Source organism: Achromobacter sp. 46006 (genome assembly GCF_059761975.1).
Genome location: NZ_JCBANN010000041.1, coordinates 35,372 through 49,827 on the forward strand (window position 1 = coordinate 35,372; position 14,456 = coordinate 49,827).

Consider the following 14,456-nt stretch of genomic DNA (forward strand, 5'->3'; position numbering starts at 1 on the left):
TTTTGATTACCCATGCCCCAGCGACAGGACTAGCATGGCGCTTACAAGGAGACAAAACCATCATGTGCGATGCCAGCCATTCCTCCACCGGAGCCGACCACCGGCAAGACACCGATCCCGCCGAAACCGCCGAATGGCGTGACGGGCTGCAATCCCTGGTCGAGGCCTCGGGCGCGGAACGGGCTGGCTATGTGCTGGACAACCTGCTGGGTCATGCCGCCACCCTGGGCCTGCGCGCCAACAGCCAGACGCGCACCGCCTACCTGAACACCATTCCCGCCGACCAGGAACCGCCCTTTCCCGGCAACCTGGCGGTCGAGGAACGCATTGCCCGCATCAACCGCTGGAACGCCCTGGCCATGGTGGTGCGCGCCAACCAGGCCCATGGCGAGCTGGGTGGCCACATCGCCAGTTACGCCTCGGCCGCCGACCTGTTCGAGGTCGGCTTCAACCACTTCTTCCGCGCGGCCACGGCCGACGGTCCCGGCGATCTGGTCTACATGCAGCCGCACTCGGCGCCCGGCGTCTACGCCCGCGCCTACCTCGAAGGCTTTCTCAGCGACGACGATCTGGCCCACTTCCGCCAAGAGATCACCGCCACCGCGCGCGGCCTGCGCGGCCTGTCGTCGTATCCACACCCGTGGCTGATGCCGGACTTCTGGCAGTTCCCCACCGGCTCGATGGGCATCGGCCCCATCAACGCGATCTACCAGGCGCGCTTCATGCGCTACCTGGAACACCGCTCGCTGGTCCCCGCGAGCGACCGCAAGGTCTGGGGCATATTCGGCGACGGCGAGATGGACGAACCGGAGTCGATCGCCGCGCTGACCCTGGCCGCGCGCGAAAAACTCGACAACCTGGTGTTCGTGGTCAACTGCAACCTGCAGCGCCTGGACGGCCCGGTGCGCGGCAACGGCCGCATCATCGACGAACTCGAAACCCTTTACGCCGGCGCCGGCTGGAACGTCATCAAGCTGGTCTGGGGCAGCGACTGGGACGCCCTGCTGCGCCGCGACACCAACGGCGCCCTGGCGCGCGCTTTCGCCAACACGGTGGACGGCCAGTTCCAGACCTTCGCCGCCAACGACGGCGCCTTCAACCGCGCCCACTTCTTCAACCAGAATCCCGAATTGGCGGCGCTGGTGGCCGACTGGACCGACGAAGCCATCGACCGCCTGCACCGCGGCGGCCACGACATGGTCAAGATCCATGCCGCGTACCACCGCGCCGCAAGCCATCGCGGCCAGCCCACCGTGATCCTGGCGCAGACCAAGAAGGGTTTCGGCATGGGCACGGCCGGCCAGGGCAAGATGACCACCCACCAGCAGAAGAAGCTGGACGACGAGGCGCTGCTGGCGTTCCGCGACCGCTTCGCCCTGCCAATCTCCGATGCCGATTGCCTGGCGCTCAAGTTCTATCGCCCGGCCGAAGACAGCGCCGAATTGCGCCACCTGCAGGCGCGCCGCGCCGCGCTGGGCGGCCACATCCCACGCCGCCAGACGCAGGCGCCACGCCTGGCGCCGCCAGCGGTCGATCAGTGGGCCCGCTTCGCGCTCAGCGCCGACGGCAAGGAAATGTCGTCCACCATGGCCATCGTGCGCATGCTGACGGCGCTGCTGAAAGACCCGCAGGTCGGCCCGCGCATCGTGCCCATCGTGGCCGACGAAGCGCGCACCTTCGGCATGGCCAACCTGTTCCGCCAGATCGGCATCTATTCCGCGCAGGGCCAGTTGTACCAGCCCGAGGACATCGGCTCGGTGCTGTACTACCGCGAGGCGCGCGACGGCCAGATCCTGGAAGAAGGCATCACCGAGGCCGGCGCGATCTCGTCGTGGACGGCGGCCGGTACCAGCTACTCGGTCAATGGCCTGCCGATGCTGCCCTTCTATATCTATTACTCGATGTTCGGCTTCCAGCGCATCGGCGACCTGATCTGGGCCGCGGCCGACCAGCGCACGCGCGGCTTCCTCATCGGCGCCACGTCCGGCCGCACCACGCTGGGCGGCGAAGGCCTGCAGCACCAGGACGGCTCCAGCCACATCATGGCCGCGGCCGTGCCCAACTGCCGCGCCTACGATCCGGCCTACGCCTACGAGGTCGCGGTGATTGTCGAGTACGGCATGCGCCGCATGCTGGACGAACAACGCGACGAGTTCTTCTACCTGACCGTCACCAACGAAAACCTGGCGCAGCCCGATCTGCCACGGGACGAGGCGGCTACCGAGGGCATCCTGCGCGGCATGTACCGCCTGCGCCCGGCGCGCCAGCAGGCGGCGGTGCGCCTGTTGGGCGCCGGCCCCATGCTGCGCGAAGCGGAAATCGCCGCCGAGCGCCTGCACGCGGAATACGGCGTGGATGCCGAGGTCTGGAGCGTGACCAGTTTCTCCGAACTGGCGCGCGACGGCCGCGAAGCCGAACGCGCGCGCGCCCTCGGCCTGGCCACCGCGCCGGACGCGGACTGGGTGCGCGCCTGCCTGGGCGGCAGCGATGCGCCGGTGGTGGCCGCCACCGACTACGTGCGCGCCGTGCCCGAACAGATCCGTGCCTGGGTGCCCGCGCCCTACCGCACGCTCGGCACCGACGGCTTCGGCCGCAGCGACACCCGCGCCCGCCTGCGCGACTTCTTCGAGGTCAGCGCCAACTGGATCGTGCTGCACGCGCTGGACAGCCTGGGCCTACAGGACCAGGCCAACGCATTGCGCCGCAAACTCGGCGCGGCCGATCGCGCCACGCCCCCGTGGGCGCAATAACGCCCTGAAAGCAAAGGAGAAAAGCCCCGACCCGGGGCTTTTCTGCCTTTTCGCCAGCGCCATCACAATGCACGCCAGCTTGATCAAAATCGGACGATCGCTGCGCTGCAGCAACCAATCCGCGCCGCTTTCTGTTGAAATACGGGTGTTCCCTAAGCATTTCCCAAAGAATACGGCGGGCCGCGAGCCCGCTTTTTGCTTTCCGTTTTACCTTCTCGCTTTTATCTCCAGTTAGCGCCGAAAAGGCTGTATCCCATGGACGAAACCCTCACCAAACTGGCGTTGGACTACCACGCCTATCCCACCCCCGGAAAGATCTCGGTCACCCCGACCAAGACCCTCGCCAACCAGGACGACCTGTCGCTGGCGTACTCGCCCGGTGTGGCCGCAGCCTGCATGGCCATCTTCGACCAGGGCGACGACGCTGCCTCCAAGTACACCTCGCGCGGCAACCTGGTGGGCGTGATCACCAACGGCACCGCCGTGCTGGGCCTGGGCAACATCGGCCCGCTGGCCGCCAAGCCGGTCATGGAAGGCAAGGGCTGCCTGTTCAAGAAGTTCGCCGGCATCGACGTGTTCGACATCGAACTGGCCGAGAACGACCCCGACAAGCTGGTCGACATCATCGCCGCGCTCGAGCCCACGCTCGGCGGCGTCAACCTCGAGGACATCAAGGCGCCCGAGTGCTTCTACATCGAGAAGAAGCTGCGCGAGCGCATGAAGATCCCCGTCTTCCACGACGATCAGCACGGCACCGCCATCATCTCGTCGGCCGCCATCCTGAACGGCCTGAAGGTCGTGGGCAAGGACATCGGCACGGTCAAGCTGGCCTGCTCGGGCGCTGGCGCCGCCGCCATCGCCTGCCTGGACCTGCTGGTGCACCTGGGCGTCAAGCGCGAGAACATCTACGTGGTGGACTCGCGCGGCGTGATCTGGGACGGCCGCGATGAAAACATGGAAGCCAACAAGAAGCGCTACGCGCAGAAGACCGACGCGCGCACGCTGGCCGACGTGGTCAACGGCGCCGACGTGTTCCTGGGCTGCTCGACCGCCGGCGTGCTGACCGCCGACATGGTCAAGACCATGGCCGATCGTCCGCTGATCCTGGCGCTGGCCAACCCGGAACCGGAAATCCGCCCGGAAGTCGCCAAGGCCGCCCGCCCCGACTGCATCATCGCCACCGGCCGTTCGGACTACCCGAACCAGGTCAACAACGTACTGTGCTTCCCCTTCATCTTCCGCGGCGCCATGGATGCCGGCGCCTCGCGCATCACCGAGGAAATGAAGCTGGCGTGCGTCAAGGCCATCGCCGAGCTGGCCCAGGCCGAGCAGAACGATGAAGTGGCCCGCGCCTACGCCGGCCAGGAACTGTCGTTCGGTCCCGACTACATCATCCCGAAGCCGTTCGACCCGCGCCTGATCGTCCAGATCGCCCCGGCCGTGGCCCAGGCCGCCGCCGACTCCGGCGTGGCCGCCCGTCCGATCGAGGACATCGAGGCCTACCGCCAGAAGCTGATGGGCTTCGTCTACCACTCGGGCCAGTTGATGCGCCCGCTGTTCGCCCAGGCCAAGAAGGCGCCCAAGCGCGTCATCTACGCCGACGGCGAAGACGAGCGCGTGCTGCGCGCGGTGCAGACCGTGGCCGATGAAAAGCTGGCGTTCCCGATCCTGATCGGCCGCCCGTCCGTGATCGAGATGCGCATCAAGAAGTTCGGCCTGCGCCTGGTGGCCGGCCAGCATTTCGAGATCGTCGATCCCGAAGACGACAGCCGCTTCAACGAAACCTGGAACGCGTACTACCAGCTCAAGGGCCGCGAAGGCGTGACCCCGGCCATCGCCAAGGCGATGATCCGCAAGCACAACACGCTCATCGGCGCGATGCTGCTGCGCCGTGGCGATGCCGACGCGCTGCTGTGCGGCGTGGCCAGCAAGTACGACAACCAGCTCAAGTACATCGACGAAATCATCGGCAGGAAGGAAGGCCAGACCTACGCCGCCCTGAACGTGCTGATGCTGCCCGACCAGACGCTGTTCGTCACCGACACCCACGTCAACGAAAACCCGTCGGCCGAGGAAGTCGCCAACATCACCATCCAGGCCGCCGACGAGATGCTGCGTTTCGGCGTGGTGCCCAAGATCGCCCTGCTGTCGCACTCGAACTTCGGCAGCCGCGTCACCGAATCGTCGCGCAAGATGGCCGCCGCGCGCCAGCTGGTGCAGGACCGTGCGCCCGACCTGGAAGTGGACGGCGAAATGCACGCCGATGCCGCCCTGTCGGAAAAGATCCGCGTGCTGGCCTACCCGGACAGCACCCTGAAGGGTCGCGCCAACCTGCTGGTCATGCCGACGCTGGACACCGGCAATATCACGTACAACATGCTGAAGATGACCGGCAGCAATGGCGTCGCGATGGGCCCGATCCTGCTGGGCGCGGCGCGTCCGGTGCACATCCTGACGACCAGCGCCACCGTGCGCCGCATCGTCAACATGACCGCCCTGGCCGTGGTCGATGCGCAGCAGGAAGCCGCCGAGGCCGCCAAGAAACGCCGTTGATCGCGTTGCGCTGATCGACAGGCAAGGGACGCCCCGCGGGGCGTCCTTTTTTTGTACTGCTTGATGGCGCGATGGTGCGCCGCGACGGGCGAATGGTAAAAACGGGGCAGACACTCCCCTCACCCGTTCCCTACCGGAGCCCGACCCTATGTTGCTCGACGCCTTCCTGGCCTGGTTTCACTTCCTGGCCATCTTCGTCCTGGTGGTGGTGCTGACCGCCGAAGCGGTGCTGCTGCGCCCCGACCTGACGCCGGCCACGCTCAAGCGCCTGGTGGTCTATGACCGCCTGTATCTGCTGAGCGCGATCCTGGTGCTGGCCACCGGCGTGCTGCGCCTGATGCTCGGCATCAAGGGCGCCGCCTTCTACATGGGCAACCCCTGGTTCCACGCCAAGATCACGCTGTTCGTCATCATCGGGCTCTGTTCGATCCCGCCCACGCTGGCCTTCCTGCGCTGGGCCAAACAAGCGCGCCAGCAACCCGCCTTCGTGCCGGACGCCGCCCAGATCAAGCGCGCGCGCCGCTGGGTGATGATCGAATCGCATCTGTTCATCTTGCTGCCGTTGTTCGCCGTGCTGATGGCGCGCGGCATTGGCGCGTAGGGCGCGCAAGACAGGCGCATTCGGACAGGCGCGGTCGGACATGCGATGCTACGGCCCGCGCGGCTCAAGGGCAGCGCGCGCGGGTCGGCTGGGGCACCTCATCGCCAACGATGATGGTGGCGAAATGAAATACCCCCACGGTGTCGTTCTTGACCACGCCCACGACCTCGCCCGCCAGCGTCTGCATCACCGACATGCCCTCGGGCACGTCGGCCTGGCCCTCGCGCCTGGCGACCTGGCCGTTCCACGGACTCAGTACCAGCACACCCGGATAGGATTCACGCTCATCGCCGCGGCCGCGCCGCACCGTCTTGACCTGCGTGCCCGCGGCGTAGCTCACAGCGCCCAGGCTCGTCGGGCAGGCCAGCTCCGCATCGCTCACGCGCAGCAGCCGCCGCTGGCCATCCAGATAGAGCCGCGGCTCGCTCAACGGCAACCCGAACACCTTGACCGCGACCGGGTCCTTGACGTCGATGCGCCATTGATCCGCATCGCGCGAGCCATCGGTGTAGACGGCGCCGCTCGTACCGTAGACGATGGACCCGGGCGCGAGATCCAGTTCCTCGACCCGGTTGCCCGGCCCCAGCACGCACCTGTTCAACGCCATCATCGCGCCATCTTTCGCCACGTCGAATTCAATGTCCTGGGTGGCATCGCACCGCCAGCCCATCACCACCTGGCTGCCAGCGCCGCGCAGCAGGACGCTGCGCGGATGCCGCCCGCGCAGGGCGTAGGTCTCGCTGTCGTATTCGGTGTCCAGGTAGCGCCGCGCGCGCGAGGCCTGCACGCCGTACATGGCCACCGGCTGCGGAAACTCCGCTTCGACGTAGGTTTCCAGCCGGCCTTCGTCCTGCAGCTTTAGGCGCGTGCCGGCGGGCATGGCGATACCGCCTACCGTCGTCTGCGCCTCCAGCATCACGTTGCGGGCGGCCTCGCGGCGCTCGCCTTCGCGCTCGATCTGCCAAATGACCGTCTGGACCCAGGCATAGAAGGCAAAGGGGACCAGCAGCACCACGAACAGCAGCCCGAAGGTCTTCCAGTATTTGCGGACCGTACGGCGCGCACCGCCGCTGGCAGCCAGGACCAGCGCCCAGCCCAGCAGCACCAGGCCGGCAAGAAAGCCCAGGGAGACAAAAATATAAAAGCCCGCGGAGGGCAGCGCTATCGGAATCATGGCCAGGATGATAAACGCCAAAACGTCCCGTCACGACCGCAGGGGGGACGCGGGACTGGCAGACAACAAAAAACCGCCCGAAGGCGGTTTCTTGGGTCAAGCCACGCAGAGGATCAACGCTTGTCCATCGGCGGCACGTCGCGCGTGACCGAGCCGGTGAACAACTGGCGCGGACGGCCGATCTTGTAATCGGGATCCGACAGCATTTCGTTCCACTGGGCGATCCAGCCCACCGTGCGGGCCAGCGCGAAGATGGCCGTGAACAGCGAGGTCGGGATGCCGATGGCGCGCTGGACGATACCCGAGTAGAAGTCCACGTTCGGGTACAGCTTGCGCTGCACGAAGTACGGGTCTTCCAGGGCGATGCGCTCCAGTTCCATGGCCAGCTTGAACAGCGGGTCGTTTTCCAGGCCCAGGGCCGAGAGCACTTCCTTGCACGTTTCCTGCATCAGCTTGGCGCGCGGGTCGTAGTTCTTGTAGACGCGGTGGCCAAAGCCCATCAGGCGCACGCCCGAGTTCTTGTCCTTGACCTTCTCCATGAACTCGCCGACCTTGGCGATGCCGCCGTTGGCTTGCAGCTCTTCCAGCATCTGCAGGCAAGCTTCGTTGGCGCCACCGTGGGCCGGGCCCCACAGGCAAGCCACGCCGGCCGAGATCGCGGCGAACGGGTTGGTGCCCGACGAACCGCACAGGCGGACCGTGGAGGTCGAGGCGTTCTGTTCGTGGTCGGCGTGCAGGATGAAGATGCGGTCGAGCGCGCGCTCGACGACTTCGTTGACCTTGTACTCTTCGCACGGCGTGGCGAACATCATGCGCAGGAAGTTGCCCGTGTAGGACAGGTCGTTCTGCGGGTAGATGAACGGCTGGCCTTGCGAGTACTTGTACGCCATCGCGACCAGCGTCGGCATCTTGGCGATCAGGCGGATGGCCGAGATATGGCGGTGTTGCGGATTGGTGATGTCGGTCGAGTCGTGGTAGAACGCCGACAGCGCGCCCACCAGGCCCGTCAGGACGGCCATCGGGTGAGCGTCGCGACGGAAGCCGCGCAGGAAGAAGTGCAGTTGCTCGTTGACCATCGTGTGATGGGTCACCTGCGAATCGAAGTCGGCCTTCTGTTCCTGGTTCGGCAGCTCGCCGTTCAGGATCAGGTAGCAGATGTCCATGAAGTCGCAGTTGACGGCCAACTGTTCGATCGGGAAGCCGCGGTACAGCAGCTCGCCCTTGTCGCCGTCGATGTAGGTGATGCCCGATTCGCACGCCGCGGTCGACATGAAGCCGGGGTCGAACGTGAACATGCCCGTCTGGCCGTACAGCTTGCGAATGTCGATCACATCCGGACCGACCGTGCCCTTGTAGACAGGGAACTCAATGGGTGCGCTGCCGTCCGAGAAGGACAGAGTGGCTTTTTTGTCAGACAGGTTCATGTTTTTTCCTCTCAATTAATCAGAGCGACCGCATCTGGCCGATGATGCCGCGGAGTCGGGGCGTGTCCAGTGCGCCCTCGAGTTCCTTGCGGGCCAGCAGCAGGTCGAGAAGATCGTTGTCTCCCAACTCGAAGAGCTGCGTCAATGCCGTCACGTCATCGTCGGTAAGCTCGGCCTCGTAGGCGTCGAGATACCGGGTGATGATCAAGTCGTTTTCGAGCAGGCCCCGGCGCGCCCGCCAACGCAGCCGCGCCCGTTCCAGTTCAGTAAGCCTGCTCATCATTACACCTTAAATACACCAACTACTAGACCGTGCGACGGACCATCAGTTCCTTGATCTTGCCAATGGCCTTGGTCGGGTTCAGCCCCTTGGGACAGACGTCGACGCAATTCATGATGGTGTGGCAACGGAACAGGCGGTACGGATCTTCCAGGTTGTCCAGACGCTCGCCGGTGGCTTCGTCGCGGCTGTCGGCGATGAAGCGGTAGGCTTGCAGCAGGCCGGCCGGGCCGACGAACTTGTCCGGATTCCACCAGAACGACGGGCAGGAAGTGGAACAGCACGCGCACAGGATGCACTCGTACAGGCCGTCCAGCTCTTCGCGCGCCTCGGGCGACTGCAGGCGCTCTTTCTCGGGCGGCGGCGTGTCGTTGATGAGGTACGGGCGGATCGAGTGGTATTGGTTGAAGAAGTGCGTCATGTCCACGATCAGGTCGCGGATCACGGGCAGGCCCGGCAGCGGGCGCAGCACGATCGGTTCCTTCAGCTCGCGCAGGTTGGTCGTGCAGGCCAGGCCGTTCTTGCCGTTGATGTTCATGGCGTCCGAACCGCACACGCCTTCACGGCACGAGCGGCGCAGGGCCAGGCTGTCGTCGACGTCGTTCTTGATGCGCACCAGCGCATCGAGCAGCATCTTGTCGGTCGGCTGGAGTTCGACTTCCAGCTTCTGCATGTAGGGGCGCTCGTCCTTGTCCGGATCGTAGCGGTAGATTTCGAACTTGACGATTCTCTTGGTGCTCATAGTAGGCTCTATCCGGACTTAGAAGGTACGCGCCTTGGGCGGGAAGGACTCGACCGTCAGCGGCTTCATCTGCACAGGCTTGTAATCCAGGCGGCTGCCTTCGGAGTACCACAGCGTGTGCTTGAGCCAGTTCTCGTCGTCGCGAGTCGGGTGATCGTCCAGCGCGTGGGCGCCGCGGCTCTCGGTGCGGTTGGCGGCCGACTTGATGGTGGCGCGGGCCACTTCGGTCATGTTGGCCAGTTCCAGCGCCTCGACGCGCGCGGTGTTGAACACCTTGGACTTGTCCTTGAAGTAGATGTTGTCGGCTTGCTTGGCCAGGTCTTCGATCTGGGTCACGCCTTCGTTCAGCAGCTCCAGCGTGCGGAACACGCCGCAGTGGCGCTGCATCGAGAAGCGGATGGCATTGCCGATGTCCTGGGTCTTCTCGCCCGAGGTGCGCGATTCCAGCTTGTTGACGCGGTCCATCGAGAATTCGACAGCCTGTTGCGGCACGGGCTGGTGCGCGTGCTGGCGTTCCGGATGCGAATTGACGATGTGGTTGCCGGTGGCGCGGCCGAACACGATCAGGTCCAGCAGCGAGTTGGTGCCCAGGCGGTTGGCGCCGTGCACCGACACCGCGGCGCATTCGCCGATGGCGTACAGGCCGTTGACGATCTTGTTCTCGCCGTTTTCGCGCGTCAGCACCTGGCCGTGGTAGTTGGCCGGGATGCCGCCCATCTGGTAGTGGATGGTCGGGACGACGGGGATCGGTTCCTTGATCGGGTCGACGTTGCCGAACTTGATGGCGATTTCGCGGATCGAGGGCAGGCGCTTGTTGATGACGTCGGCGCCGAGGTGGTCGAGCTTGAGCACCACGTAGCTGCCGTCCGGACCGCAGCCGCGGCCTTCCTTGATTTCCTGGTCCATCGAGCGCGACACGAAGTCACGCGGGGCCAGATCCTTCAGCGTGGGCGCGTAGCGCTCCATGAAGCGTTCGCCATCCTTGTTCAGCAGGATGCCGCCTTCGCCGCGCACGCCTTCGGTGATCAGCACGCCGGCGCCGGCCACGCCGGTCGGGTGGAATTGCCAGAATTCCATGTCCTGCAGCGGGATGCCCGCGCGGGCGGCCATGCCCAGGCCGTCACCGGTGTTGATGAAGGCGTTGGTGGAAGCGGCCCAGATGCGGCCGGCGCCGCCGGTGGCCAGCACCGTGGTCTTGGCTTCCAGGATGTAGATCTCGCCGGTTTCCATTTCGAGGGCGGTCACGCCCACGACGTCGCCGGCCTCATTGCGCAGCAGATCCAGCGCCATCCATTCGACGAAGAACTGGGTGCGGGCGGCGACGTTGCGCTGGTACAGGGTGTGCAGCAGCGCGTGGCCGGTACGGTCGGCAGCGGCACAGGCGCGCTGGACCGGCTTTTCACCGAAGTTGGCGGTGTGGCCGCCGAACGGACGCTGGTAGATGGTGCCGTCCGGGTTGCGGTCGAACGGCATTCCGAAGTGCTCGAGCTCGTACACGGCGTTCGGGGCTTCGCGGCACATGAACTCGATGGCGTCCTGGTCGCCCAGCCAGTCCGACCCCTTGACGGTGTCGTACATGTGCCAGTACCAGTTGTCTTCGCTCATGTTGCCCAGTGAGGCGCTGACGCCGCCCTGCGCGGCAACCGTGTGCGAGCGCGTGGGGAACACTTTGGACAGCACCGCAACGGACAGGCCCGCTTGGGACAGTTGCAGCGAACAACGCATGCCGGCTCCGCCGGCGCCAACGACCACCACATCAAACTGGCGGCGCGGCAAGGATTTCATGACAGAGACCACGGCTTAGATGCTCCAGAGGATTTGCGCGAAGTAAACGACCGAACCGATCAACCAGAGGATCGTCAGCACTTGCAGCAGCAGGCGCAGGCCCACCGGCTTGACGTAGTCCATCCAGATGTCGCGCACGCCAATCCAGGCATGCCAGGCCAACGCAACGAATGCGAGGGTCGCCAGGATCTGGCCGACCGGAAGAACGCCGACGTAGAACGTGAACAGCGCGTGCCACGATTCGTACGTGAAGGCAGGCATCAACAGGATGCCGATGAGCAGCACCAGCGTATACACGGCCATGATGACGGCGGTGATGCGCTGGATGATGAAGTCCATGACGCCATAGTGCGCGCCGACGACCAGGCGCTTGGGTCCGTAGTTTTTAGCGGCGGCCATTTACAGCACTCCGAACAGTTTGAGGGCGAACACCAGGGTCAGCGCCAGGCTGACACCGAAAACCACGCCGGCGCTCTTCTTGGCCGACAGCTTGTCGATGCCCAGGTGCAGGTCCAGCAGCAGGTAGCGGATGCCCGCACAGAAGTGGTGCAGGTAGCCCCAGATCAGGACCAGGAGCACGAGCTTGACGATCGGATTGCCGGCATACGCGGCGACGGCCGCGAAGGTCTGCGGCGAGGCCACGCTGGCCGCGAACAGCGGCAGAATGACCAAGGGCAGACAGAGGAACAGCAATATGCCGCTGATGCGGTGCAGGATGGACAGCTTGCCGGCCAAAGGCAGGCGATAGGAGAACGCAACTTGGGCAAGCCCAATATTGCGAAACTGCGGACGTGGCTTGGCAGCGGTGTCGGACATGACGGCCTCGGTGTTTCGGAACTAGGGAATCGTGACGGCGGCAACGCCGTGGCCCTTGCGGGCAAACACGGTATTTTCGCCCAGAGATCGGGTTGGTATCAAATCGTAGGTAAAAAGCTCATCAATTCAGACTATTGCGGTAGTGATATCGATCGGTCAAGTACAAGCCCCGGCGAATTTCCATGGGGCGGTCACCATAGGTGTAAGACACCCGATCCACCTGCAACAACGGCGTGCCGGCGGCAACATTAAGCAGCGTACAGATTTCGGCCGGCGCGGCCACCGCGCGCAGCTTTTCGTCCGCGCGCACCATGCTGACGCCGAACTCGGATTCGAACAGGCCGTAGAGCGGCGCCTTGTTGGCGCTCAACAGCTCGAAGGTGAGGCCGCGGAAGATGGATCCCGGCAGCCAGATATCGTCCAGCACGGTGGGCACCTGCCCCATGCACAACAGGCGGCGGATGGAGATCACGGTTTCACCCGCCCGCAGGTCGAGCGCGCGCGCGATCTCGGCCGGCGCGCGCAGGCGGCGGCATTCGAGGATACGGCTTTCCGCGCGCACGGCCTCGCCCTCTTCATCGGGGGCCAGACGCAGGAAACGGTAGCGCACGCGGGCTTCATGGTGGGTGGCGACGAAGGTGCCCTTGCCCTGGCGGCGCAGCAGCAGGTGTTCGGCAGCCAGCTCATCGACCGCCTTGCGCACCGTGCCCTGGCTCACCTGGAAACGGGCGGCCAGATCGATTTCGCTGGGAATGAGCTCGCCGGGCTTCCATTCGCCGCGGTCCAGGCTCTGCACGAGCAGGTCCTTGATCTGGCGGTACAGCGGGCTGAAAGCGGCCCCCTCGCCCGTCGGACGGGCGGCGCGAGTGCGTAGGGGAGTTTCGGGCCGGGGGTCTGCCATGGATCGTCTTGGAAGTGTCATGTTCATCCGGAGAATGGAAGGACCGCGCAAAAAGGCCACGCAAACGATGCGGCTTCCATTCGCATGCGCCCTGCTGCGGTGCCGGTGTTCTGGCCTGATACAGGCGCGCAGCCGGCGGTGCTGCGGCGCATTCGAACAAACGCTCTATTGTGGCATATCGGGCGTGGCGCTGTCCAACGTCTTATGTCTTATATAAGATATAAGATCAATTGACGCACCCGTAAATTAGTTCTAGGATTTCTGTCTGTCCGGCAACCTGGCCGCCCCTTGCGCGCGGGCCTGCCTCGCCGGCCAACGGATTACACTGATTGGCGAGATTTCTTTCTCGCCACACCATTACGGAGAACGTCCATGTCTAAGCCTGCCTTGCGTGTCGCCGTCACCGGCGCCGCCGGCCAAATCGGTTACGCACTGCTGTTCCGCATCGCCTCCGGCGAAATGCTCGGCAAAGATCAGCCCGTCATTCTGCAACTGCTTGAAATCCCCGACGAAAAAGCGCAAAAGGCCCTGAAGGGCGTCATCATGGAACTGGATGACTGCGCCTTCCCGCTGCTGCAGGAAGTCACCGCCCACAGCGACCCGCGCACGGCATTCAAGGATGCGGACGTGGCCCTGCTGGTCGGCGCCCGCCCGCGCGGCCCCGGCATGGAACGCAAGGATCTGCTGTCGGTCAACGCCCAGATCTTCACGGCCCAGGGCAAGGCCCTGAACGACGTCGCCAGCCGCAACGTCAAGGTGCTGGTGGTCGGCAACCCGGCCAACACCAACGCCTACATCGCCATGAAGTCGGCTCCGGACCTGCCCGCCAAGAACTTCACCGCCATGCTGCGCCTGGACCACAACCGTGCCCTGTCGCAACTGGCCGCCAAGTCGGGCAAGGCCGTGGCCGACATCGAGAAGCTGGTCGTGTGGGGCAACCACTCGCCCACCATGTACCCCGACTACCGCTTCGCCACCGTCGGCGGCGAATCGCTGGCCAAGCTCATCAACGACGACGCCTGGAACCGCGACACCTTCATCCCCACCGTGGGCAAGCGTGGCGCCGCCATCATCGAGGCCCGTGGCCTGTCGTCGGCCGCCTCGGCCGCCAACGCCGCCATCGACCACGTGCGTGACTGGGTCCTGGGCAGCAACGGCAAGTGGGTCACCATGGGCATCCCGTCGGATGGCTCCTATGGCATCCCCGAAGGCATCATCTACGGCGTGCCGGTCACCACCGAAAACGGCGAATACAAGCGCGTCGAAGGCCTGGAAATCGACGCTTTCTCGCGTGAGCGACTGGACTTCACGCTGAAGGAGCTCCTGGAAGAGCGCGACGGCGTCAAGGATCTGCTGAAGTAAGCAGCCAGCAAGCAGAATTGGGCCCGTTGACGCGGGCCCAATTCGCAAGCGGACGGCGCATCCACGGA

At 65.1% G+C, this 14,456-nt stretch carries 12 protein-coding genes; 4 read left to right on the top strand and 8 right to left on the bottom strand.

The genetic code is table 11. The annotated features are described in order from the left end of the window. Window positions 1-62 precede the first annotated feature (62 nt). From mdeB to AC6LKG_RS18455, 3 genes are all read left to right on the top strand, one after another. A complete protein-coding gene (gene mdeB, locus AC6LKG_RS18445) occupies window positions 63-2,750 on the top strand; it encodes an alpha-ketoglutarate dehydrogenase (RefSeq protein WP_498166631.1) in 2,688 nt (895 codons plus the stop codon). Window positions 2,751-3,005: 255 nt separating this feature from the next. Beyond that, on the top strand, window positions 3,006-5,303 hold the full coding sequence (locus tag AC6LKG_RS18450; protein ID WP_049072257.1) for an NADP-dependent malic enzyme: 2,298 nt from the start codon (window positions 3,006-3,008) through the stop codon (window positions 5,301-5,303). Window positions 5,304-5,451: 148 nt separating this feature from the next. Beyond that, the gene (locus AC6LKG_RS18455) at window positions 5,452-5,904 is read left to right on the top strand and encodes a DUF2214 family protein (protein WP_498166634.1); all 453 of its coding nucleotides are present in this window, start codon (window positions 5,452-5,454) and stop codon (window positions 5,902-5,904) included. A gap of 64 nt (window positions 5,905-5,968) precedes the next feature. On the opposite strand, the gene AC6LKG_RS18460 is transcribed toward AC6LKG_RS18455, so the two are convergent. From AC6LKG_RS18460 to AC6LKG_RS18495, 8 genes are all read right to left on the bottom strand, one after another. Then, window positions 5,969-7,099 carry a hypothetical protein gene (locus AC6LKG_RS18460; protein WP_498166636.1) on the bottom strand — a complete coding sequence of 377 codons (1,131 nt, stop codon included), beginning with the start codon at window positions 7,097-7,099 and terminating at the stop codon, window positions 5,969-5,971. Between the two features lie 92 nt (window positions 7,100-7,191). Continuing rightward, complete coding sequence (locus AC6LKG_RS18465; RefSeq protein ID WP_076519449.1) at window positions 7,192-8,502, bottom strand: citrate synthase; 1,311 nt, start codon at window positions 8,500-8,502, stop codon at window positions 7,192-7,194. A 19-nt stretch (window positions 8,503-8,521) separates the two neighbouring features. After that, on the bottom strand, window positions 8,522-8,782 hold the full coding sequence (locus tag AC6LKG_RS18470) for a succinate dehydrogenase assembly factor 2 (RefSeq protein ID WP_049077540.1): 261 nt from the start codon (window positions 8,780-8,782) through the stop codon (window positions 8,522-8,524). A gap of 25 nt (window positions 8,783-8,807) precedes the next feature. Beyond that, window positions 8,808-9,524 (bottom strand): succinate dehydrogenase iron-sulfur subunit, encoded by a 717-nt coding sequence (locus AC6LKG_RS18475; protein WP_006389365.1) that lies wholly within the window; start codon window positions 9,522-9,524, stop codon window positions 8,808-8,810. A gap of 18 nt (window positions 9,525-9,542) precedes the next feature. After that, window positions 9,543-11,309, bottom strand: coding sequence for a succinate dehydrogenase flavoprotein subunit (gene sdhA / locus AC6LKG_RS18480; protein ID WP_211485699.1), 1,767 nt, complete (start codon window positions 11,307-11,309; stop codon window positions 9,543-9,545). Window positions 11,310-11,324: 15 nt separating this feature from the next. Further along, window positions 11,325-11,708, bottom strand: a complete 384-nt coding sequence (gene sdhD / locus AC6LKG_RS18485; RefSeq protein WP_006389363.1) for a succinate dehydrogenase, hydrophobic membrane anchor protein — start codon at window positions 11,706-11,708, stop codon at window positions 11,325-11,327. Continuing rightward, the gene (gene sdhC, locus AC6LKG_RS18490; RefSeq protein WP_006389362.1) at window positions 11,709-12,125 is read right to left on the bottom strand and encodes a succinate dehydrogenase, cytochrome b556 subunit; all 417 of its coding nucleotides are present in this window, start codon (window positions 12,123-12,125) and stop codon (window positions 11,709-11,711) included. Window positions 12,126-12,246: 121 nt separating this feature from the next. Beyond that, entirely contained in the window at window positions 12,247-13,026 is a 780-nt protein-coding gene (locus AC6LKG_RS18495; protein ID WP_498166639.1) for a GntR family transcriptional regulator, read from the bottom strand. Window positions 13,027-13,398: 372 nt separating this feature from the next. Between AC6LKG_RS18495 and AC6LKG_RS18500 the strand changes: the two genes are divergently transcribed. Continuing rightward, window positions 13,399-14,388 (top strand): malate dehydrogenase, encoded by a 990-nt coding sequence (locus tag AC6LKG_RS18500; RefSeq protein WP_049072248.1) that lies wholly within the window; start codon window positions 13,399-13,401, stop codon window positions 14,386-14,388. Window positions 14,389-14,456: the final 68 nt, after the last annotated feature.